The sequence below is a fragment of the Streptomyces sp. NPDC018947 genome, assembly GCF_044390505.1.
GTDB lineage: Bacteria > Actinomycetota > Actinomycetes > Streptomycetales > Streptomycetaceae > Streptomyces.
In genome coordinates this window covers 107,719-127,801 of record NZ_JBIRZD010000018.1, presented here as the reverse complement: position 1 = coordinate 127,801, position 20,083 = coordinate 107,719, and the positions used below count along the sequence as shown (strand labels likewise).

The following is a 20,083-nucleotide window of genomic DNA, read 5'->3' as shown; positions in this document are numbered from 1 at the left end:
GAGGACAGCCCGGGCCGTAGGGCGCGGCACTACAGTGGGTCGGAACAGTCGGCAAGCAACAGGGAGCGCATGACGTGCGGCCGGTAGGCAGCAAGTACCTCCTCGAGGAACCCCTCGGCCGCGGCGCCACGGGCACCGTCTGGCGTGCCCGCCAGCGCGAGACCGCGGGTGCCGAGGCGGCCGTGGCCGGGCAGCCCGGCGAGACCGTCGCGATCAAGGTCCTCAAGGAGGAGCTCGCGAACGACGCCGACGTCGTGATGCGCTTCCTGCGGGAGCGCTCCGTCCTGCTCCGGCTGACCCACCCCAACATCGTCCGGGTCCGCGACCTGGTCGTCGAGGGCGATCTGCTGGCGCTGGTCATGGACCTCGTCGACGGCCCCGACCTCCACCGCCACCTGCGGGAGAACGGCCCCTTCACCCCCGTCGCCGCGGCGCTGCTCACGGCCCAGATCGCCGACGCGCTCGCCGCCAGCCACGCCGACGGCGTCGTCCACCGCGACCTGAAGCCGGCCAACGTGCTGCTGAAGCAGGACGGCGACCGGATGCACCCGATGCTCACCGACTTCGGCATCGCCCGGCTGGCCGACTCGCCCGGTCTCACCCGCACCCACGAGTTCGTCGGCACGCCCGCGTACGTCGCGCCGGAGTCCGCCGAGGGCCGCCCGCAGACCTCCGCCGTCGACGTCTACGGCGCCGGCATCCTGCTGTACGAGCTGGTCACCGGGCGTCCGCCGTTCGCCGGCGGCTCCGCCCTCGAGGTCCTGCACCAGCACCTGAGCGCCGAGCCGCGCCGCCCCTCCACCGTCCCCGACCCGCTGTGGACGGTCATCGAGCGCTGCCTGCGCAAGAACCCCGACGAGCGCCCCGGCGCCGAGAACCTCGCGCGCGGCCTGCGCGTCGTCGCCGAGGGCATCGGCGTGCACGCGAGCAGCGCGCAGATCGGCGCCGCCGAGAACGTCGGCGCGCTCCTCGTCCCCGACCCCGCCCCCGCCCGGGTGCCCGGCGAACCGGGCGCGGCCGACCCGACCCAGGTCCTGCCGCAGAACCCGAACGGCGCCTACGACCCGAGCGCAGCGACCAGCGTCCTGCCGCAGACCGGCAACGCCCCGGGCGCCGCCGACCCCACCGCCGTGCTCCCGAGCCGCGGCGCCGCCGACCCGACCGCCGTCATGCCGCCGGTGCCCCCGGGGCAGCCCGGACAGGGACAGGGCGGGCAGCCCGGCGGACCCGACGACCCGCACCCCTGGCAGAACCAGCTCCGCGCCGCCCGCGACCGCAACGAGCAGACGCAGGTCCAGTACCTCGACCCGAACGAGGACCCGCTGCGCCGCCGCCCCCAGCGTCAGGTCGCCCGCCCGCAGCAGCCGCCGCAGCACCGGCAGCCCCAGCAGCCGCCGCAGGGCTACGGCTACCCGCAGCAGCCCCAGCCGCAGCGCTACGCCACCCCGCAGCCGCAGCAGCCCCAGCAGCCGCAGCCACAGCGGTACGCCCCGCCGCCCCCGCCGGAGCCGCAGCGGCCCCGCCGCGAGCCCCGGCCGCCGCGCCCGCGCAGTGCCAATCCCATGCGCATTCCCGGCCTCGGCTGCCTCAAGGGGTGCCTGGTCACCCTGGTCGTGTTCTTCGTGGCCGGCTGGCTGATCTGGGAGCTGAGCCCGCTCCAGGACTGGATCGGCACCGGCAAGGGCTACTGGGACCAGCTCACCGACTGGTTCGGCACCGTGACCGGATGGATCGGGGATCTGGGCGGGAGCTCGGGCGGCACCTGAGCCGCCGGCGCGCCGCGCTGCCCCGACTCTGGGGATTTGTCGACAACCGACGGGTGATTTGCGCCTCCGCCGTGAAGGTCGGCTCCGCGGACGCGTAGTTTTAGCGCAACACGCGTCGGTAGGAGCAGTCTTGGCACGGAAGATCGGCAGCCGGTACACCGCCCACCAGATCCTCGGGCGGGGCAGCGCCGGCACGGTGTGGCTGGGCGAGGGGCCCGAGGGCCCCGTCGCGATCAAGCTGCTGCGCGAGGACCTGGCGTCCGACCAGGAACTCGTCTCACGCTTCGTGCAGGAGCGCACCGCCCTGCTCGGCCTGGAGCACCCGCACGTCGTCTCCGTGCGCGACCTCGTCGTCGACGGCAACGACCTCGCCCTGGTGATGGACCTGGTCCGCGGCACCGACCTGCGCACCCGCCTGGACCGGGAGCGGCGCCTCGCGCCCGAGGCCGCGGTGGCCATCGCCGCCGACGTCGCCGACGGCCTGGCCGCCGCGCACGCCGCCGGGGTCGTGCACCGCGACGTCAAGCCCGAGAACGTGCTGCTGGACATGCAGGGCCCGCTCGGCCCCGGCGGCTCGCACCCGGCGCTGCTGACGGACTTCGGTGTGGCCAAACTCATCGACACCCCCCGGCGCACCCGCGCCACGAAGATCATCGGCACGCCCGACTACCTGGCCCCGGAGATCGTCGAGGGACTGCCGCCGCGCGCCTCGGTCGACATCTACGCCCTGGCCACGGTCCTGTACGAGCTGCTCGCCGGCTTCACCCCGTTCGGCGGCGGTCACCCCGGTGCCGTCCTGCGCCGGCACGTCACCGAGACCGTCGTCCCGCTCCCCGGCATCCCCGACGAGCTGTGGCAGCTCCTCGTGCAGTGCCTGGCCAAGGCGCCGGCCTCGCGGCTGCGCGCCTCCGAGCTGGGTGCCCGGCTGCGCGAGCTGCTGCCGATGCTGGCCGGGATGGGCCCGCTCGACGTGGACGAGCCCGACGCGGACCAGGAGGAGGACGCGCCCGAGGAGGCCGCCGCGTCGCCCGCGCCCGCCGGGGAGCCGGTCCGGCGCCGGGGAGCGGTGCCCCTGGTGCCGGGCGCGAAGCCGGCCGACTCCAACCGGGACACGCACACCTCGATGCGCGTACCGGCCCCCGACGAGCTGGCCGGCGGGGCCCGCGGCACCGCCCGCGCCCCGCGCGCCGCCGGTGCCCCCCGGCCCGGTTCGGCCCGCAACCGCGCCACGGCACGTCGCCGCCGGCTCGCACTGGGCGCGGGCACCCTGGTCCTGGTCGCGGCGGTCGGCGCCGGTACCTGGCTGGCCATGGGCGGTGACGAGGGCGACCCGGCCCCGCAGGACACCCGGAACTCGGCCCCGGCCTCCCCGTGAGGCCACCCGGCGTGGACCGCCCGGCGGAGCCGTTACGCTGGATGCGTGGCAGTCGTCGATGTATCCGAAGAGCTGAAGTCCCTCTCCTCGACCATGGAGTCGATCGAGGCCGTCCTGGACCTCGACAGGCTGAGGGCAGACATCGCCGTGCTCGAGGAGCAGGCGGCCGCGCCCTCCCTGTGGGACGACCCGGAGGCGGCGCAGAAGATCACCAGCAAGCTCTCGCACCTCCAGGCCGAGGTCAGGAAGGCCGAGGCCCTGCGCGGCCGGATCGACGATCTCGGCGTGCTCTTCGAGATGGCCGAGGAGGAGGACGACCCGGACACCCGTGCCGAGGCCGAGTCCGAGCTCGCGGCCGTGAAGAAGGCGCTGGACGAGATGGAGGTCCGCACGCTGCTCTCGGGCGAGTACGACGCGCGTGAGGCGCTCGTCAACATCCGCGCCGAGGCCGGCGGTGTGGACGCCGCCGACTTTGCCGAGAAGCTCCAGCGCATGTACCTGCGGTGGGCCGAGCAGCACGGCTACAAGACCGAGATCTACGAGACGTCGTACGCGGAGGAGGCCGGCATCAAGTCGACGACCTTCGCCGTGCAGGTGCCGTACGCCTACGGCACCCTCTCCGTCGAGCAGGGCACGCACCGCCTGGTGCGCATCTCGCCCTTCGACAACCAGGGCCGCCGCCAGACGTCCTTCGCGGGCGTCGAGGTGCTGCCCGTGGTCGAGCAGACCGACCACATCGACATCGACGAGTCCGAGCTGCGGGTGGACGTGTACCGGTCCTCCGGCCCCGGCGGCCAGGGCGTCAACACCACCGACTCGGCGGTGCGCCTGACCCACATCCCCACCGGCATCGTCGTCTCCTGCCAGAACGAGCGCTCCCAGATCCAGAACAAGGCCACGGCGATGAACGTCCTCCAGGCCAAGCTGCTGGAGCGGCGCCGCCAGGAGGAGCAGGCCAAGATGGACGCCCTCAAGGGCGACGGCGGCAACTCGTGGGGCAACCAGATGCGTTCCTACGTGCTGCACCCGTACCAGATGGTCAAGGACCTGCGCACCGAGCACGAAGTGGGCAACCCCGAGTCGGTGTTCAACGGCGAGATCGACGGCTTCCTCGAGGCCGGAATTCGCTGGCGCAAGCAGCGGGAGAAGTAGCGCGAAGCGTTCGCACCGCTTTGTCGACAAGGCAACTGCCGCCTCACGGGCGGCAGTTGCCTTTTCTTCGTCGGCGATGTCCGGGTTCCGCATCACACTCACACCCATTGTGTCCGGCATACGTCCCGTACCAGGACATCGCGTACGCAATGACCTTGACGTTGCTTTGAACATTGGGAATGGTGAGGCTCGGCATGCGTATTTCTGGGGCGCATGTGAACCGGGGGGTCTCAGCACGGCTTGCTGCCTCCGTCGATCACGGCCCCACGCGCGGCCCTCACTGACTATCGGCTACTGGGGGTAGCAAGTACATGACGAAGAAGACGCGCATCCGTGTCGCACGCATCGCGGCCGGCGCCGTGATCGCGGCCGGCGCCTCGCTGACCGCCGCGGGTGCGGCCTCGGCGTTCGAGATCAACATCGGCATCACCGCCGAGGGCGACGACCCGGGTTGCGAGGTCGGCACCGGTCCTGAGTGCAGCACCGAGGAGCCGGAGAACCCCGGTGGGGAGAACCCCGGTGGGGAGAACCCTGGCGGCGAGAACCCCGGCGGTGAAAACCCCGGTGGCGAGAACCCGGGCGGCGAGAACCCCGGCGGTGAAAACCCCGGCGGCGAGAACCCCGGTGGGGAGAACCCCGGTGGGGAGAACCCTGGCGGCGAGAACCCCGGCGGTGAAAACCCCGGCGGCGAGAACCCCGGTGGGGAGAACCCCGGTGGGGAGAACCCTGGCGGCGAGAACCCCGGTGGGGAGAACCCTGGCGGTGGCAACCCCGGCGGTGAGACCCCCGGTGGTGGCAACCCCGGCGGTGAAGGCCCGGCCGGGGGCGGCTCCGACGGCGGTACTGACGTGAACGGTGGCGGCTCCGGCCCCTCCGCCCAGGACCAGGGCTCCTCGGCCCTGACCGACACCGGCGAGCAGGTCCCGGCTTCCGACACCACCGCCCAGGGCAGTGGTGAGGAGCTCGCCGAGACCGGTGCCGCGGAGATGACCTTCCTGGTCATCGGTGCCGCCACCATGATCGCCGGTGGCGTCGGCTTCCGCGTCCTGCCGCGCGTCATGGCCGGCCGCGGCGGCGCCGTCGCCTGACGGTAGGCGTACACCCACGCACCGCACGCACAGAGGCCCGGAGCGCATCCCGCTCCGGGCCCCTGTCGTGTCTGTGCGGGCTCTACACCGTCTGGTGGGCCAGCAGGGCCACCGCCGCCACCAGGACCGCCAGCAGGGCGATCAGCGTCATCGGGTTCAGACCCGCGAAGAAGCTCTCCTGCTGCAGTCGCTCGCGGTTCGCACGGCACACCGGGCACCGGCCCTCGCTCACGGGCGCCGCGCAGTTCGCGCACACCAACCGGTCGTACGTCATGCGCCTCGCCCTCCTTGCAACCGGTTCCACCAGCACAACGCCCACGGAGCCGTGAACGTTCCCCTTCCACTGTGCCAGGTTCCGGGAGGCCCCGCGCGCGGTCACCGACGGGCCCCGCGCGGGACAAAACGCGCAACTACCGCGCAACCCCGACCGGTGACTGCGGTGCGCTCCCCGCTTCGCGTATGGTCACGCTCATCTACCCCCGGCGACCCGTGGTGCATCCGTGATCCGATTCGACAACGTCTCCAAGGTCTACCCCAAGCAGAACCACCCAGCCCTCAGGGATGTCTCCCTGGAGGTCGAGAAGGGTGAGTTCGTCTTCCTCGTGGGGTCCTCCGGCTCCGGAAAGTCCACCTTCCTGCGGCTGATCCTCCGCGAGGAGCGGTGCAGCCACGGACAGGTGCACGTTCTGGGCAAGGACCTCGCGCGCCTGTCCAACTGGAAGGTGCCGCAGATGCGGCGCCAGCTCGGGACGGTCTTCCAGGACTTCCGCCTGCTGCCGAACAAGACGGTCGGCGAGAACGTCGCCTTCGCCCAGGAGGTGATCGGCAAGTCCCGCGGCGAGATCCGCAAGTCCGTGCCGCAGGTGCTCGACCTCGTCGGGCTCGGCGGCAAGGAGGACCGCAGGCCCGGCGAGCTGTCCGGCGGTGAGCAGCAGCGCGTCGCCATCGCGCGCGCCTTCGTCAACCGGCCCAAGCTGCTGATCGCCGACGAGCCCACCGGCAACCTCGACCCGCAGACCTCCGTCGGCATCATGAAGCTGCTCGACCGCATCAACCGGACGGGCACCACCGTGATCATGGCCACGCACGACCAGAACATCGTGGACCAGATGCGCAAGCGCGTCATCGAGCTGGAGAAGGGCCGCCTCGTCCGCGACCAGGCGCGCGGCGTCTACGGCTACCAGCACTGAGACCGCAGACCGCACCGGCTTCCACGGAAAGGCCCAACCACACGCCATGCGCGCCCAGTTCGTGCTCTCGGAGATCGGCGTCGGTCTCCGCCGCAACCTGACCATGACCTTCGCGGTCATCGTCTCCGTCGCCCTGTCCCTGGCCCTGTTCGGCGGCTCGCTCCTGATGAGCGACCAGGTCACCACCATGAAGGGCTACTGGTACGACAAGGTCAACGTCACGGTCTACCTCTGCAACAAGAGCGACGCCAAGTCCGACCCCGCCTGCGCCAAGGGCGCGGTGACCGAGGACCAGAAGAAGCAGATCCTGGCCGACCTGGACGAGATGAACGTCGTCGAGAAGGTGACGTACGAGTCGCAGGACGAGGCGTACAAGCACTACAAGGAGCAGTTCGGCGACTCGCCGCTGGCCGGCTCGCTCACGCCGGACCAGATGCAGGAGTCGTACCGCGTCAAGCTGAAGGACCCGGAGAAGTACCAGGTCATCGCGACCGCCTTCAAGGGCCGGGACGGCGTGCAGGACGTGGCGGACCAGCGCGGCACCCTGGACAACCTCTTCGAGCTGCTCAACGGCATGAACTGGGCCGCGCGCGCGGTGATGGCGCTGATGCTGCTGGTGGCGCTGATGCTGATCGTCAACACGGTGCGCGTCTCGGCGTTCAGTCGTCGGCGTGAGACCGGCATCATGCGACTGGTCGGCGCATCGGGCTTCTACATCCAGGCGCCGTTCATCATGGAGGCGGCGGTCGCCGGTCTCATCGGCGGTGCGGTCGCCTGCGGCTTCCTGATCACCGCGCGGTACTTCATCATCGACCACGGACTGGCCCTGTCCGAGAAACTGGCACTCATCGACTTCATCGGCTGGGACGCGCTGCTGACGAAGCTGCCGCTCATCCTCGCCACCAGTCTGCTGATGCCCGCGCTGGCCGCGTTCTTCGCGCTGCGCAAGTACCTGAAGGTGTGACACATGCCAAGAGGGCCGAACGGTCGAGCGACCGTTCGGCCCTCTCGCGTTGTCCTAGACTCACCGGCATGTCAGGTCGTGACCTGTTCTGTCAGCCCCGCCGCGCACGCCACGGGGCGGCCCTGACCTTGGTGTTCACGGGGGTGCTCGTCGCCGGGGCGGCCACCGGCTCGCTCCCCGGCACCGCCCCCAAGACCCCGCCCGACACGGCCCGTTCGGCCGCCCCCGCCGCGCACCAGGAGGACGTGGCCCGCGCGGCGGCCGAGGCGCTGGCCGACGGCAAGTCCCCGGTGGAGGCCGCCGAACGCGCCGTCAGCCGCAGCGGGGACCGCTGGGGCGCCGTCTACTCCCGCGGCGAGTACGAGGAGTTGGAGGAGGCGCTCGACGGCCGCTACACCGGCGTCGGTCTCTCCGCGCGCCGCGGACGCGACGGCCGGATCGAGGTGACCCGGGTGCGCTCGGGGTCTCCCGCCGCCGACGCCGGGATCCGCGAGGGCGACCGGCTGCGCAGCGTCGACGGCGAGGAGGTCGACGGGCGCCCGGTCACCGAGGTCGTCGCCAAGCTGCGCGGCGACACCGAGGAGGACCCCGCCGGCCGCTCCGTACGCCTCGGCCTGGAGCGCGGCACGCGTGTGTGGACCGAGACCGTCCGCCGGGCCACGCTGACCACGGAACCCGTGACCGTCCGCACGCTCACCGACGGCGTCACCGTCATCGCGGTCACCTCCTTCACCAAGGGCGCCGGCGAGCGGGTGCGCACCGCCGTGGACGGCCTGCCGGACGGCGCCGGGGTCGTCCTGGACCTGCGCGGCAACTCCGGAGGTCTGGTCGCCGAGGCCGTCACCGCCGCCTCCGCCTTCCTCGACGGCGGCCTGGTCGCCACGTACGACGTCGACGGCGATCAGCGCGCGCTGCACGCCGAGCGCGGCGGGGACACCGCCAGGCCCCTGGTCGCGCTCGTCGACGGCGGCACCATGAGCGCGGCCGAACTGCTCACCGGGGCCCTCCAGGACCGGGGACGGGCGGTCGTCCTGGGCTCCCGCACCTTCGGCAAGGGCTCGGTGCAGATGCCGAGCCGGCTCCCCGGCGGCTCGGTCGCCGAGCTGACCGTCGGCCACTACCGCACCCCCTCCGGCCGCGGCGTCGACGGCACCGGCATCACCCCGGACCTGGAGGTCGACCCGGTGGGCCCGGCCGCCCTGGAACGGGCACGGACGGTCCTGCGCGGACTGGGACGGTAGCCGGCCGCCCCCGCCTCGCCGCCCCGCGGAAAACGGCTGTCCCCGAACCCCCCGCGTAGTGCCAAAATGGGCTGCACTATGGCTAAGGAAAAAGGGCGCAAGCTGATCGCGCAGAACAAGAAGGCGCGGCACGACTACCAGATCCTCGACACCTACGAGGCCGGTCTGGTCCTCACCGGGACCGAGGTGAAGTCGCTGCGCCAGGGCCGGGCGTCGCTGGTCGACGGCTTCGTGCAGCTCGACGGGCACGAGGCGTGGCTGCACAACGTGCACGTGCCGGAGTACAGCCAGGGCACCTGGACCAACCACAGCGCCCGCCGCAAGCGGAAGCTGCTGCTGCACCGCGTGGAGATCGACAAGCTGGAGTCGAAGTCCCAGGAGACCGGGCACACCATCGTGCCCCTCGCGCTGTACTTCAAGGACGGCCGCGCCAAGGTCGAGATCGCCCTCGCTCGCGGCAAGAAGGAGTACGACAAGCGCCAGACCCTGCGCGAGAAGCAGGACCGGCGCGAGGCGGAGCGGACCATGTCGGCGATCCGCCGCAAGCAGCGGGCCTGAGGCCGCACGGCGTGCCGGGAATACGCTGGCACCGGTACGCGTTGGTCACGTACGATGGCATCCGCACCTCACAGCGGGTGCGGCCTCCTCGGAGGGACCTCTTCGGAGGGTTTGAAAAATCAACATGGGGATGATCGGTTTCGACAGCGGCTGTCGAAGCAGGGGAAGCGTGTCGAGGAAGCGGCCATGATCTCGTAAACCACAGGCCGAAAAAAATAATCGCCAACTCCAAGCGCGATTCCTCCCAGCAGGCCTTCGCCCTCGCTGCCTGATCTCAGGTAGCGAAGCGAGCCTCCTACTAAAGGGAGTGTCAGCCCGGGGATGTTCCCGACCCGGATCCTGGCATCAGCTAGGGGACTAAACCTCGATCCCGGTCACGGGGTGAAGAGGGAAACCACACAGTGACTGAGCCCGTCGGAGACTTGTCCGCGTGATCTCCGGGGCCGAGAAAATCGCAGCGGACTGCACACGGAGAAGCCCTGGTTCCGCACCGTTGGACGCGGGTTCGATTCCCGCCATCTCCACAATTCCCATGTGGGCGAAGGCCCCGCCGCTCCAGCGCGGCGGGGCCTTCGTCATGCCCGTACGCCCGCCGTGCGGGGCGGCGGCAGCAGGGCCAGGAGCAGGGCCACCGCGGCGGCGGTGACCGGTACGCCGTAGCCCGCCGTGGGCGACACGTGCTCCACCGTCCAGCCGCCGGCCGCGCTGCCGCCCGCGATACCGCCGAGCAGGCCGGTCACCGCGAGGGTCATGCCCTCGTTCAGGCGGCCCTCCGGGGTGCGGTGCTGGACCAGCGTCATCGTCGTGACCATGGTCGGGGCCGTGGCCATCCCGGCGGCCAGCAGGGTGAGCGCCAGCAGCGGCAGCGAGCCGGTGAGGGACGCGGCGAGCAGCGGCAGCGTCAGCAGCGCCGTCATCGCGGCCACGCACCACGGCAGCCGGTGCCCGGCCGGCCCGGCCGGCTTCAGCGCCCCGTACAGCAGGCCCGCCGCGCAGGAACCGGCCGCCTGGAGGGCCAGCACCACACCGGCCGCCGAACCGTGCCCACGCGCGTCCGCGAACGCGATCGTGACGACCTCCATCGCGCCGAACACCGCGCCCGTCGCGAGGCACACCGCCAGCAGCGCGGGGATGCCGGGCGCGCGCAGCGGCGCCTTGGCGGCGGGGCGCGGCCGGGCCGGCGGCTCCGTCGCGCGCTGGGCGGCGAACAGCAGCATCCCGGTCACCAGCAGCACCACGCCGACCAGCGTGCCCGCCTCCGGGAACAGCGCCGTGCACAGGAACGCCGCGAGGACCGGCCCGAGCATGAAGCACAGCTCGTCGGTGGCCTGCTCGAAGGAGTTCGCCGTGTGCAGCGCGTCGGCGTCACCCTTCAGCAGATGCGCCCAGCGGGCCCGGGCCATGCCGCCGGTGTTCGGTGTCGTGGCGGTGGCGGCGTACGCGGCGAACAGGGTCCAGTCCGGGGCGCCGGTGCGCACGGACAGCACCAGGGCGAGCGAGCCGAGCGCGGCGAACAGCGTCGCCGGAACCGCGATCCGGGCCTGGCCGTGCCGGTCCACCAGCCGCGCGGTCCACGGCGCGACCAGCGCGGTCGCCGCCAGCCCCGTCGCGGTGACGGCGCCGGCGAGGGCGTACGAGCCGCGGGTGCCGGCGATCATCACGATCGCGCTGACGCTGAACATGCCCATAGGCAGCCGGGCGATGAGGTTCCCGAGGGTGAACGCCCGGGCGCCGGGCACGGAGAGCAGACGCCGGTACGGTCCGGGCGGGCGGCGCCGGGCGGGTGGTGGACCCGGGGTGCGCGGACCGCGGGTGCGGGGGCGGAAGTCGGCGACGACCAGGGCGTCGGCGGTGACGGTGGGCAGGGGGAACGCGTGGCGCTCGAAGGTCGGTTGCGGCATGCACCCACCGTCGCCCGCGGCCGATCAAGGGGTCCAACACCTTCTCCGTACGAATTCACGCACTCCTGTTGTAAGTTCGCCTGATGCCCGCCCCCGCCCACCTCGATCCCCGGCTGCTGCGCGCCTTCGTCACCGTCGCCGAGGAGCTGCACTTCACCCGCGCCGCGACCCGTCTGTTCGTCGCCCAGCAGGCACTCAGCCGCGACGTGCGGCGCCTGGAACGCGAGCTGGGCGCCGAGCTGTTCGTCCGCACCACCCGGCAGGTGACGCTGACGGCCGACGGCGAGCGGCTGCTGCCGTACGCCCGCCGCGTGCTCCAGGCGCAGGACGAGCTGCTCGCCGCCGCCGGGCAGGCCCGCCCGCTGCTGGTGGACCTGAACTCACCCGGACTGATCACCGGGCGCCTGGTCCTGGAGCGGGCCCGCCTGCTCGCGCCCGAGCTGGAACTCATGGCCCGCTACGAGAGCGGGCTGACCGGCGCCGCGGCCGAACTGCTCGCGGGCCGGCTCGACGCCTCCTTCGGCCGGTTCGCGGGCCTGCCCCCGGCGCTACGGGCCGGGCTCGGCCACCAGCCCGTCCGTTACGAGCCCATGGCGGTGGTGCTGCGCGAGGACCACCCGCTGGCCCTGCTGCCCGAGGTGCCGCTCGCGGCCCTGGCCGGCGAGACCGTGTACGCCGGGGCCGGCAACCCGCGGACCCCGGAGTGGACCGACCTCGCGCATCGCCTGTTCGAGGGACGCGGCATCCATGTGGCTTCACCCGTTCCGCTGGCTGTCGGGGACGAGGAGTTTCAACGGATCATGGACAAGACCGGCAATCCGATCCTCGCGGTGGTGAGCTTTCCGGCCATGGGGTCGACCGTGGTGCGTCCGCTCGTCGATCCCGTCCCGCTCTCGCCGGTTTCCCTGGTCTGGCGAAAGGGGCTGGTGCATCCGGCTTTCGACGCCCTGCGCCGGGCCGCTGTCCAGGTCGCGGCCGAAGGGGGCTGGCTCGACCGCCCCGCCGGAGGATGGATTCCGGCCAGTGACGTTGCTGTGATGTCCGTCCATTGACGGACACGCGGCAACCACGCATCCTCCGCGTGCGCTACATTCTTGGCCTGAGCACGGTGTGGTACAGGGGGCGCTCGAACCTGGTGGGGGCGGGTTCGGCCGACGAGTGCTCGGAGTCGTACGCGCACCCGGAACTGTCCCTGGGGGGAAGTGCGCGCGCGTGAATAATTGGCAAAAAGACGCCCAACCGGAGTGGCCCGACGTGTCCGGTTCCCGTGAGCCGCAGCCCCAGCCCCGGCAGGACGCCACCCAGGTGCTGCCCACCGCCGGTTTCCCGAGTGGCGGGGACGCCCCGGTGACCGGGCCGGAGACAGGACGGCCGAGCGGGCCGGCGGGGCCCGACTGGTTCGGGGAGTTTCCGGGTGCTGCGGCGACGTCGGGTGCCCCGGGCGCCTACGGCCCCGACGCCGCCCGCCCCGATGTCCCCCGCTCCGATGTCCCCCGCTCCGACACGGGCGCCGAGACCGCGGTCCTGCCGTCCCTGGGCGGGCCGGGCCGCGGTGACGTCTTCGGTGCCCCTTCGGCTCCCGGCGGCACGAACCCGCGCCGGGCGCCCCGGCCCGACGCCTCCCGGCCCGGCGTTCCCCTCGGCGGCCGGCCCCAGCCCCACGCCCACCGTCCCGACGCCCCCCTGCCCGGTGGCTCCCTCGGCGGCTGGCCCCAGCCCGACGCCCCCCGGCCCGGCGGCCCCCAGCCCCACGGCCCGCGGACCGGCGGTCCCCGGCCCGGCGGCCCGCGTCCGGGACACGCGTCCGGCCTCGGCACCGACCGCACCGACGTCCTCCCGTCGGCGGCCCCGACCCGCGCCTTCCCCACGCCCGCGTCCGGTCCCGGCACCGACCGCACCGACGTCCTCCCGCCGGCGGCCCCGACCCGCGCCTTCCCCACGCCCGGTCCCGGCAACGCCGCCCCGCGCGACCCCTGGCACGAGACGCCGGGCGTGCTCGACGCGGACGCGCCCGCCCCCGTCACCGGCGGCGTCGACCACACCCACGACCCGCACGAGGTCACCGTCCAGCTCGACGCCGTCCAGCTCGGCGACGGAGTGCTCCGCCGGGTCGGCGGGAGCGGCGGGAAGCACGCCGCCGCCGACGTCTCCGACGGACCGGTGTTCGTCGACGAGTCGGGCCGCCGCAGCCGCCGCTTCCGCCGCATAGGCATAGCCCTCGGCGTGGCCTGCTCCGTCTACGCCGTCGTCATCGTCTCCACGCTCCTGTCGGGCAACTCCGACGCCCCCTGGATACCCGTGCCGGACCAGGAACAGGGCCAGCCGGCCGGCCAGGTCGAGCCCTCCCCGCTGATCCCGCAGTCCCCGCATCCCTCCGCCTCCGGCGGCACCCCGCGGACCGACCCCTCCGCCGGTGCCGACGTGACGCAGGCCCCCGGCGCCGGCGCCGGCGGGCCCGGCACCTCCGCCACCGCCGAACAGCCGGGCGGCAGCGCCGGACCCGGGCCGTCCGCGACGACGCGGAAGCCGGCCGGCGGCGCCGCCGGCCCGGACCCGACCGTGACCTCCCAGCAGCCGCCCTCCGCCTCCAAGGCCCCCACGACCCCGACGGGCGGCGACCCCGCGGCCGGACCCTCCCAGCCGGCCGGCGGCACCCCCACGGGCACCGGTCCGGGCGGCGGCACCACCCCCGACGGTGCCGGTGCCCCGGCCCCGATGTCCGCCGGTTCCACCCCCGTGCCGGCCGGCGCCGACGAACCGGGCGCCACCACCACGCACCCTTACCTGTCCCCGGAGTACTCCCTCTGATGGCCTCCCGCACCCGCCGTCACGGCGCCGCGCGCGGCGCACGGGACGGCGCCCGGCGCCCCCGTGTGCCCCTGCGCCTGCTGCTGCCGCTGCTCGTCCTCGTCGCCCTGGTGGCGATGCTCATGCTGCGCGGATACGTGCACAGCGAGATCCTCGCCGACCACCGCGTCCAGCCGCCCGCCCCCACCGACCAGGTCCCCAAGGAGATCCTGGAGGGCGGCCCGGTCATCGACACCCGGGGCGGGCGGACCGACAGCCTGAGCGTGCCCGACCACCGCCTCGTCCTCACCTTCGACGACGGCCCGGACCCGACCTGGACGCCGAGGGTGCTGGACGTGCTGAAGAAGCACGACGCCCACGCGGTCTTCTTCGTCACCGGCACCATGGCCTCCCGCTACCCCGACCTCGTCGAGCGCATGGTCGACGAGGGCCACGAGGTGGGCCTGCACACCTTCAACCACCCCGACCTCTCCTACCAGTCCGAGAAGCGCATCGACTGGGAGCTGTCGCAGAACCAGCTCGCGATCACGGGCGCCGCCGGTGTCCGCACCTCGCTCTTCCGGCCGCCCTACTCCTCCTTCGCCGACGCGATGGACAACAAGTCCTGGCCGGTCACCCAGTACATGGGCGCCCGCGGCTACATCACCGTCGTCAACAACACCGACAGCGAGGACTGGAAGAAGCCCGGAGTCGACGAGATCATCCGCCGTGCCACGCCGCAGGGCGGCAAGGGCGCCATCGTCCTGATGCACGACTCCGGCGGCGACCGCGGGCAGACCGTGCAGGCGCTGGACAGGTTCCTGCCCGACCTGAAGGCCAAGGGCTACCGGTTCGACAACCTCACCGAGGCCCTGAACGCGCCGAGCGCCATGAGCCCGGTGACCGGCGTCGAGCTGTGGAAGGGCAAGGCGTGGGTGTTCCTGGTCCAGGCCTCGGAGAAGCTCACCGACGGCCTGGTGGTGGGCCTCGCGGTCATCGGCACCCTGGTCATCGGCCGCTTCGCGCTGATGCTGCTGCTGTCCGGCGCCCACGCCCGCCGGGTCCGGCGCAAGGACTTCCGCTGGGGACCGCCGGTCACCGAACCGGTGACGGTGCTGGTCCCCGCGTACAACGAGGCCAAGTGCATCGAGAACACCGTGCGTTCGCTGATGGCCAGCGACCACCCGATCGAGGTCGTCGTCATCGACGACGGCTCCAGTGACGGCACGGCCCGCATCGTGGAGGCCATGGGCCTGCCCAACGTGCGGGTCATCCGCCAGCTCAACGCGGGCAAGCCCGCCGCGCTCAACCGGGGTCTGGCGAACGCCCGTTACGACATCGTCGTCATGATGGACGGCGACACCGTCTTCGAGCCGTCCACCGTCCGCGAGCTCGTCCAGCCCTTCGGCGACCCGAAGGTCGGTGCCGTCGCGGGCAACGCGAAGGTCGGCAACAAGGACAGCCTCATCGGCGCCTGGCAGCACATCGAGTACGTGATGGGCTTCAACCTGGACCGCCGCATGTACGACGTCCTGGGCTGCATGCCGACCATCCCGGGCGCCGTCGGCGCGTTCCGCCGCTCGGCGCTGGAGCCGTTCGGCGGCATGAGCGACGACACCCTCGCCGAGGACACGGACGTCACCATGGCGCTGCACCGCGCCGGCTGGCGCGTCGTCTACGCCGAGAACGCCCGCGCCTGGACCGAGGCCCCCGAGTCCGTGCAGCAACTGTGGTCCCAGCGCTACCGCTGGTCGTACGGCACGATGCAGGCCATCTGGAAGCACCGCCGCGCCGTCATCGAGAAGGGCCCCTCGGGCCGCTTCGGCCGCGTCGGCCTGCCGTTCGTCTCCCTGTTCATGGTCCTGGCCCCCCTCCTGGCCCCGCTGATCGACGTCTTCCTGCTGTACGGCCTCGTGTTCGGGCCGACGGAGAAGACGATCGTGGCGTGGCTGGGGGTGCTCGCCATCCAGGCGGTGTGCGCGGCCTACGCGTTCGTCCTCGACCGTGAGCGGCTGACACCGCTCATCTCCCTGCCGCTCCAGCAGATCGTCTACCGCCAGGTCATGTACGTGGTCCTGCTCCAGTCCTGGATCACCGCGCTCACCGGCGGCCGGCTGCGCTGGCAGAAGCTGCGGCGCACGGGCGGGGTGTCCGCGCCGCCCGGAGACCCGGGCATCCCCGCGCAGCGGTCCCACGCCGTGAACGGGAGGCCGGTCGGATGACCACGCCGCCCTTCGACCCGGCGCGGCCGTTCCCCGGACCGGCCGCCACCCCCACGGCCCCCGGGCCCGCACCGACCCAGAGAGTCCCGCACATGACCGCCCCTCCGCTGCCGCCCGTCGGCGCCGAGTCCGACCGACCGGTGTTCCCCCAGCAGAAGCAGGCCCGGCGGGCCCCCGTGCGCGACCGCTACTTCGACCTGCTGCGGGCCGTCGCCCTGTTCCGGGTGGTCCTCTACCACCTGATGGGCTGGGCCTGGCTGCCGGTGGTCTTCCCGTCCATGGGCGTGATGTTCGCCCTCGCGGGCAACCTCATGGCCCGCTCCCTCAAGCGCCCCGCCGTACAGGTCGTACGGAGCCGGATGAGGCGCCTGCTGCCGCCGCTGTGGCTGCTGGGCGTGGTCGGCGTGACGGGGATGCTGCTCCAGGGCTGGGGGCCGAACGACGACGGGCACCCGGGGTGGTGGTGGATCCACCTCGCCTTCTGGGTCCTGCCGCTGAGCGACCCGCCGTTCGCGGAGGGACTGCCGGGCATCCACGGCATCCTGGGCGACAACTGGGCCTCGGACCTCGCCGGCCCGCTGTGGTACATCCGCGCCTACCTCTGGTACGTCCTGCTCTCCCCGTTCCTGCTGCGTGCCCTGCGCGCCCTGCCGTGGGTGACGATCCTGGCGCCGCTGGCGCTCTCTGCGGCCCTCGAGTTCGGCTACCTCGACCTGCCCGGCGAGCGCTTCCCGTCGGCGCTCACGGACTTCAGCACCTTCGGCGCCTGCTGGGTGCTGGGCATGGCCCACCAGGAAGGTGTCCTCCAGCGGCTCCCGCGGTACGTCGTGCCCTCGGTGGCCCCGCTGATCGCCGCGCTGGGCCTCTGGTACGCCGTGGAGCAGGGCTTCAGGACCGGCTACGACCTGGACTCCATCCCCTTCGCCCAGGCCGTCTGGTCCTTCGCGACCGTGCTGCTGCTCCTGCACGTGAGCCCGTCGTGGTCCGAGTGGCCCCGCCCGCTGCGCCGCTTCGACCGGCTGGTCACCCTGCTCAACTCGCGTGCGGTGACGATCTACCTGTGGCACAACATCTGCATCCTCGTCGCCGCCACGCTGTGGGACCGGCTGTGGGGCTTCGAGACGCTGTACGAGAACGTCCCCTGGCTGCTGGAAAGTCCGTGGCCGGTGCTCGCCCTCGCCTGGGTCCTCATCGGCAGCTGTGTCGTCTGGTTCGGCTGGATGGAGGACGTGGCGGCCAAGCGCAAGCCGCAGCTCTGGCCGGACGGCTCGAAGAGGCCCGAGCGCAAGCAGCCCGGGAGCCGCGCCGGACAGCGGGGCTGACGGGTGTCGCGCACGCGTGCGAGACTGCCCCGGTTGCGGACGTGAACAGGGTGGCGCGAGCCGGCCCCGGGGAGCAGGTGGGATGAGCAAGCGGCAGACGCGGAAGATGCTGCGGCTGATGTCGAGCGGGGAGCCGGTCGAGCTCACCAGCGCGATGGCGTCCGTGAAGAAGCTCGCCCGACTGGCCTTCGTCGCCCAGCAGTTCGGGTACGAGTACGCGGACGTCCGCCAGGGCGGCGGGAACAACAGCAGCCTCAGGATGCTGATCGTGCCCGACCCGAACCCGCAGGCGCGGGCACGGGCGGCGCAGAACTGGGCCCAGTACCCGAACGCCGGTGACGGCGTCTCGCTGCCCCCGCTCGTGCCGGACGCCGTCGAACTCCTCAAGGCCCGCATCAACTTCGACCTCACCGGCAAGAGCGCCGAGAAGCGGATGGGCTACGGCGCCCTCGGCGCCACCATCGGCTGCGCGTTCATCGGTTTCCGTCTCGGGGGGCGGTCCTCGGACTTCGTCATGGCCGGGATCATCTGGCTGCTCCTCATGGTGGTGCTGGGCGTCGGCCTCGTCGTCACCCGCAAGCGCAACGCGAGGTTCGCCGCCCGGCTCCGGGCCGCGGGCTTCCAGCCGGTGACGGACGAGACGGGCCGGATCCGCCACCTCCCCCCGGGGGCCCAGCTCCCCGGCCACGGCAACCCCTTCGGCGCCCCCGCGTCCCCGTACGGTGCCCCGGCACCCGGCGCCCCGGTGCCGCCCGCCGCCTACGGCCACCCCGCCCCGGGCCCGTACGCCCCGCCCCAGTCCGTCCCCGGCCCGTACGCCCCGCACCCGCCCCGGCCCGCCCACGGCCACCCCCAGCAGCCGTACCCGCCCCAGCAGCCCTACCCCCAGCAGAACCCCCACTGGCAGCCCCGGCCTCCGCAGGGCTGACCCGGGCCTCTCACCCCGCCGTCCCGCGGGGTGAGCGCGACGTTCCCTCCCGGTCATCCGCAGCCCCACCGGCGTGAAACGCGGCCTCCCTAGCGTCGGTGCCGTCCGGCAGCGGAGTGTGGGAGGCGTCATGGCAGTGACCCGTGGTGGGCGTTGGATCGCGTACTGGGACCCCGAGGACGAGGGGTTCTGGAAACGGACGGGGGAGCGGGTCGCGCGGCGGAACCTGTTCTTCTCCGTGCTCTGCGAGCACATCGGGTTCTCGGTGTGGACGCTGTGGTCCGTGCTGGTGCTCTTCATGGGGCCCGAGTACGGGCTGACGCCGGCCGACAAGTTCCTGCTGACGTCCGTGGTGACGCTGGTCGGGGCGGTCGTGCGCGTGCCCTACACCTTCGCCGTCGCGGTGTTCGGCGGGCGGAACTGGACGGTGATCTCCGCCGGGCTGCTGCTCGTGCCGGCCGTCGCCGCCTTCGCGGTCATGGAGCCGGGCACGTCCTTCTCGACGTTCCTCCTGGTCGGGTTGCTGGCGGGCATCGGCGGTGGCAACTTCGCCTCCTCCATGACCAACATCAACGCCTTCTTCCCGCTGAGGCGCAAGGGCTGGGCGCTCGGCCTGAACGCTGGGGGCGGGAACATCGGCGTACCGGTGATCCAGCTCGCCGCGCTCGCGGTCATCGGGGCGGGCGGCGGGCCGAGGGTGCTGCTCGGCGTCTACATCCCGCTGATCCTCGTCGCCGCCGTGCTCGCCGCCCGCTTCATGGACAACCTGGCCTCCGTGAAGAACGACACCGGCGCCGCCAAGGAGGCCGCCCGCGACCCCCACACCTGGATCATGTCGGTGCTCTACATCGGCACGTTCGGCTCGTTCATCGGCTACAGCTTCGCCTTCGGGCAGGTGCTCCAGACCCAGTTCGGGCGCACCCCGCTCCAGGCCGCGTACCTCACCTTCGTCGGCCCGCTGCTCGGTTCCCTGGTCCGTCCGCTCGGCGGCAGGCTCGCCGACCGCCACGGCGGCGCGCGGATCACGCTGGTCAACTTCGCCGCCATGGCCGCCGCCACCGCCGTCCTCGTCGCGGCCGGCACGACGAGGACGCTCGCGCTGTTCGTCGCCGCGTTCGTCGTGCTGTTCGCGCTCAGCGGGCTCGGCAACGGGTCGACGTTCAAGATGATCCCCGGCATCTTCCAGGACAAGGCGCTCGCCCTGGGGCTGACCGGTGATCAGGCCGTGGCGTACGGGCGGCGGCTGTCCGGTGCCTCCATGGGGCTGATCGGCGCCGTGGGCGCGCTCGGCGGCGTCGCCATCAACCTCGCCTTCCGGCAGTCCTTCCTCTCCTTCGGCTCCGGCACCGGCGCCTTCTGCGCGTTCCTCGCCTGCTACGCCGTGTGCTTCGCCGTCACCTGGGCGGTGTACCTGCGGGGGCCGGCCGCACGGGCCGCGGGCGGCGGCGAGCGGCCGGCCGCCGCCGAGGACGGGCCCCGGCCCGGTTACGCCGAGGTGTGACGTAACACTGGTGACACGAGGCGGAACCGAGCCCGACACGTGCCGTTGACAGGCTCGGGCGCCGCACAGGCACGACGACGACCGGGAC

16 protein-coding genes and 1 other RNA gene are annotated in these 20,083 nt (G+C 72.7%); 15 read left to right on the top strand and 2 right to left on the bottom strand.

Annotation, left to right across the window (positions count from 1 at the left end; all coding sequences use genetic code 11):
• Nucleotides 1–74 precede the first annotated feature (74 nt).
• The 4 genes from ACH499_RS29495 (at nt 75) to ACH499_RS29480 (ending at nt 5,381) form a co-directional block, all read left to right on the top strand.
• Nucleotides 75–1,766 (top strand): serine/threonine-protein kinase, encoded by a 1,692-nt coding sequence (locus tag ACH499_RS29495; RefSeq protein ID WP_399019542.1) that lies wholly within the window; start codon nt 75–77, stop codon nt 1,764–1,766.
• A gap of 130 nt (nt 1,767–1,896) precedes the next feature.
• Complete coding sequence (locus ACH499_RS29490) at nt 1,897–3,141, top strand: serine/threonine-protein kinase (protein ID WP_356196092.1); 1,245 nt, start codon at nt 1,897–1,899, stop codon at nt 3,139–3,141.
• Between the two features lie 45 nt (nt 3,142–3,186).
• Complete coding sequence (prfB, locus tag ACH499_RS29485; protein ID WP_356196093.1) at nt 3,187–4,293, top strand: peptide chain release factor 2; 1,107 nt, start codon at nt 3,187–3,189, stop codon at nt 4,291–4,293.
• Nucleotides 4,294–4,604: 311 nt separating this feature from the next.
• Nucleotides 4,605–5,381, top strand: a complete 777-nt coding sequence (locus ACH499_RS29480; protein WP_399019539.1) for a hypothetical protein — start codon at nt 4,605–4,607, stop codon at nt 5,379–5,381.
• Between the two features lie 82 nt (nt 5,382–5,463).
• Here the strand turns inward: ACH499_RS29480 and ACH499_RS29475 are convergent, their stop codons facing one another.
• Nucleotides 5,464–5,655, bottom strand: a complete 192-nt coding sequence (locus tag ACH499_RS29475; protein ID WP_356196095.1) for a hypothetical protein — start codon at nt 5,653–5,655, stop codon at nt 5,464–5,466.
• A gap of 226 nt (nt 5,656–5,881) precedes the next feature.
• Between ACH499_RS29475 and ftsE the strand changes: the two genes are divergently transcribed.
• The 5 genes from ftsE (at nt 5,882) to ssrA (ending at nt 9,861) form a co-directional block, all read left to right on the top strand.
• Complete coding sequence (ftsE, locus tag ACH499_RS29470) at nt 5,882–6,571, top strand: cell division ATP-binding protein FtsE (RefSeq protein WP_225638029.1); 690 nt, start codon at nt 5,882–5,884, stop codon at nt 6,569–6,571.
• A gap of 46 nt (nt 6,572–6,617) precedes the next feature.
• Complete coding sequence (gene ftsX, locus ACH499_RS29465) at nt 6,618–7,535, top strand: permease-like cell division protein FtsX (RefSeq protein WP_356196097.1); 918 nt, start codon at nt 6,618–6,620, stop codon at nt 7,533–7,535.
• A gap of 68 nt (nt 7,536–7,603) precedes the next feature.
• A complete protein-coding gene (locus ACH499_RS29460; RefSeq protein ID WP_399019536.1) occupies nt 7,604–8,776 on the top strand; it encodes a S41 family peptidase in 1,173 nt (390 codons plus the stop codon).
• Between the two features lie 78 nt (nt 8,777–8,854).
• Nucleotides 8,855–9,334 (top strand): SsrA-binding protein SmpB, encoded by a 480-nt coding sequence (smpB, locus tag ACH499_RS29455; protein ID WP_356196099.1) that lies wholly within the window; start codon nt 8,855–8,857, stop codon nt 9,332–9,334.
• A 126-nt stretch (nt 9,335–9,460) separates the two neighbouring features.
• Nucleotides 9,461–9,861: a transfer-messenger RNA gene (gene ssrA / locus ACH499_RS29450) on the top strand.
• Between the two features lie 48 nt (nt 9,862–9,909).
• Here the strand turns inward: ssrA and ACH499_RS29445 are convergent.
• Nucleotides 9,910–11,235, bottom strand: a complete 1,326-nt coding sequence (locus ACH499_RS29445) for an MFS transporter (RefSeq protein WP_399019534.1) — start codon at nt 11,233–11,235, stop codon at nt 9,910–9,912.
• A gap of 83 nt (nt 11,236–11,318) precedes the next feature.
• Between ACH499_RS29445 and ACH499_RS29440 the strand changes: the two genes are divergently transcribed.
• The 6 genes from ACH499_RS29440 to ACH499_RS29415 all read left to right on the top strand — a co-directional run bounded on the left by ACH499_RS29440 (nt 11,319) and on the right by ACH499_RS29415 (nt 19,995).
• Nucleotides 11,319–12,287: a LysR family transcriptional regulator gene (locus ACH499_RS29440; RefSeq protein WP_399019532.1), complete on the top strand. Its 969-nt coding sequence runs from the start codon at nt 11,319–11,321 to the stop codon at nt 12,285–12,287.
• 202 nt (nt 12,288–12,489) lie between these two features.
• Complete coding sequence (locus ACH499_RS29435) at nt 12,490–14,043, top strand: hypothetical protein (protein ID WP_399019530.1); 1,554 nt, start codon at nt 12,490–12,492, stop codon at nt 14,041–14,043.
• Complete coding sequence (locus tag ACH499_RS29430) at nt 14,043–16,244, top strand: glycosyltransferase (protein ID WP_399019528.1); 2,202 nt, start codon at nt 14,043–14,045, stop codon at nt 16,242–16,244. Before ACH499_RS29435 ends, ACH499_RS29430 begins: the two co-directional genes overlap by 1 nt.
• 92 nt (nt 16,245–16,336) lie before the next feature.
• The gene (locus ACH499_RS29425; RefSeq protein ID WP_399019526.1) at nt 16,337–17,566 is read left to right on the top strand and encodes an acyltransferase; all 1,230 of its coding nucleotides are present in this window, start codon (nt 16,337–16,339) and stop codon (nt 17,564–17,566) included.
• A gap of 82 nt (nt 17,567–17,648) precedes the next feature.
• Nucleotides 17,649–18,494 (top strand): hypothetical protein, encoded by an 846-nt coding sequence (locus ACH499_RS29420; protein WP_399019524.1) that lies wholly within the window; start codon nt 17,649–17,651, stop codon nt 18,492–18,494.
• Nucleotides 18,495–18,624: 130 nt separating this feature from the next.
• A complete protein-coding gene (locus tag ACH499_RS29415) occupies nt 18,625–19,995 on the top strand; it encodes a nitrate/nitrite transporter (RefSeq protein WP_399019522.1) in 1,371 nt (456 codons plus the stop codon).
• The last annotated feature ends 88 nt before the right edge of the window (nt 19,996–20,083 follow it).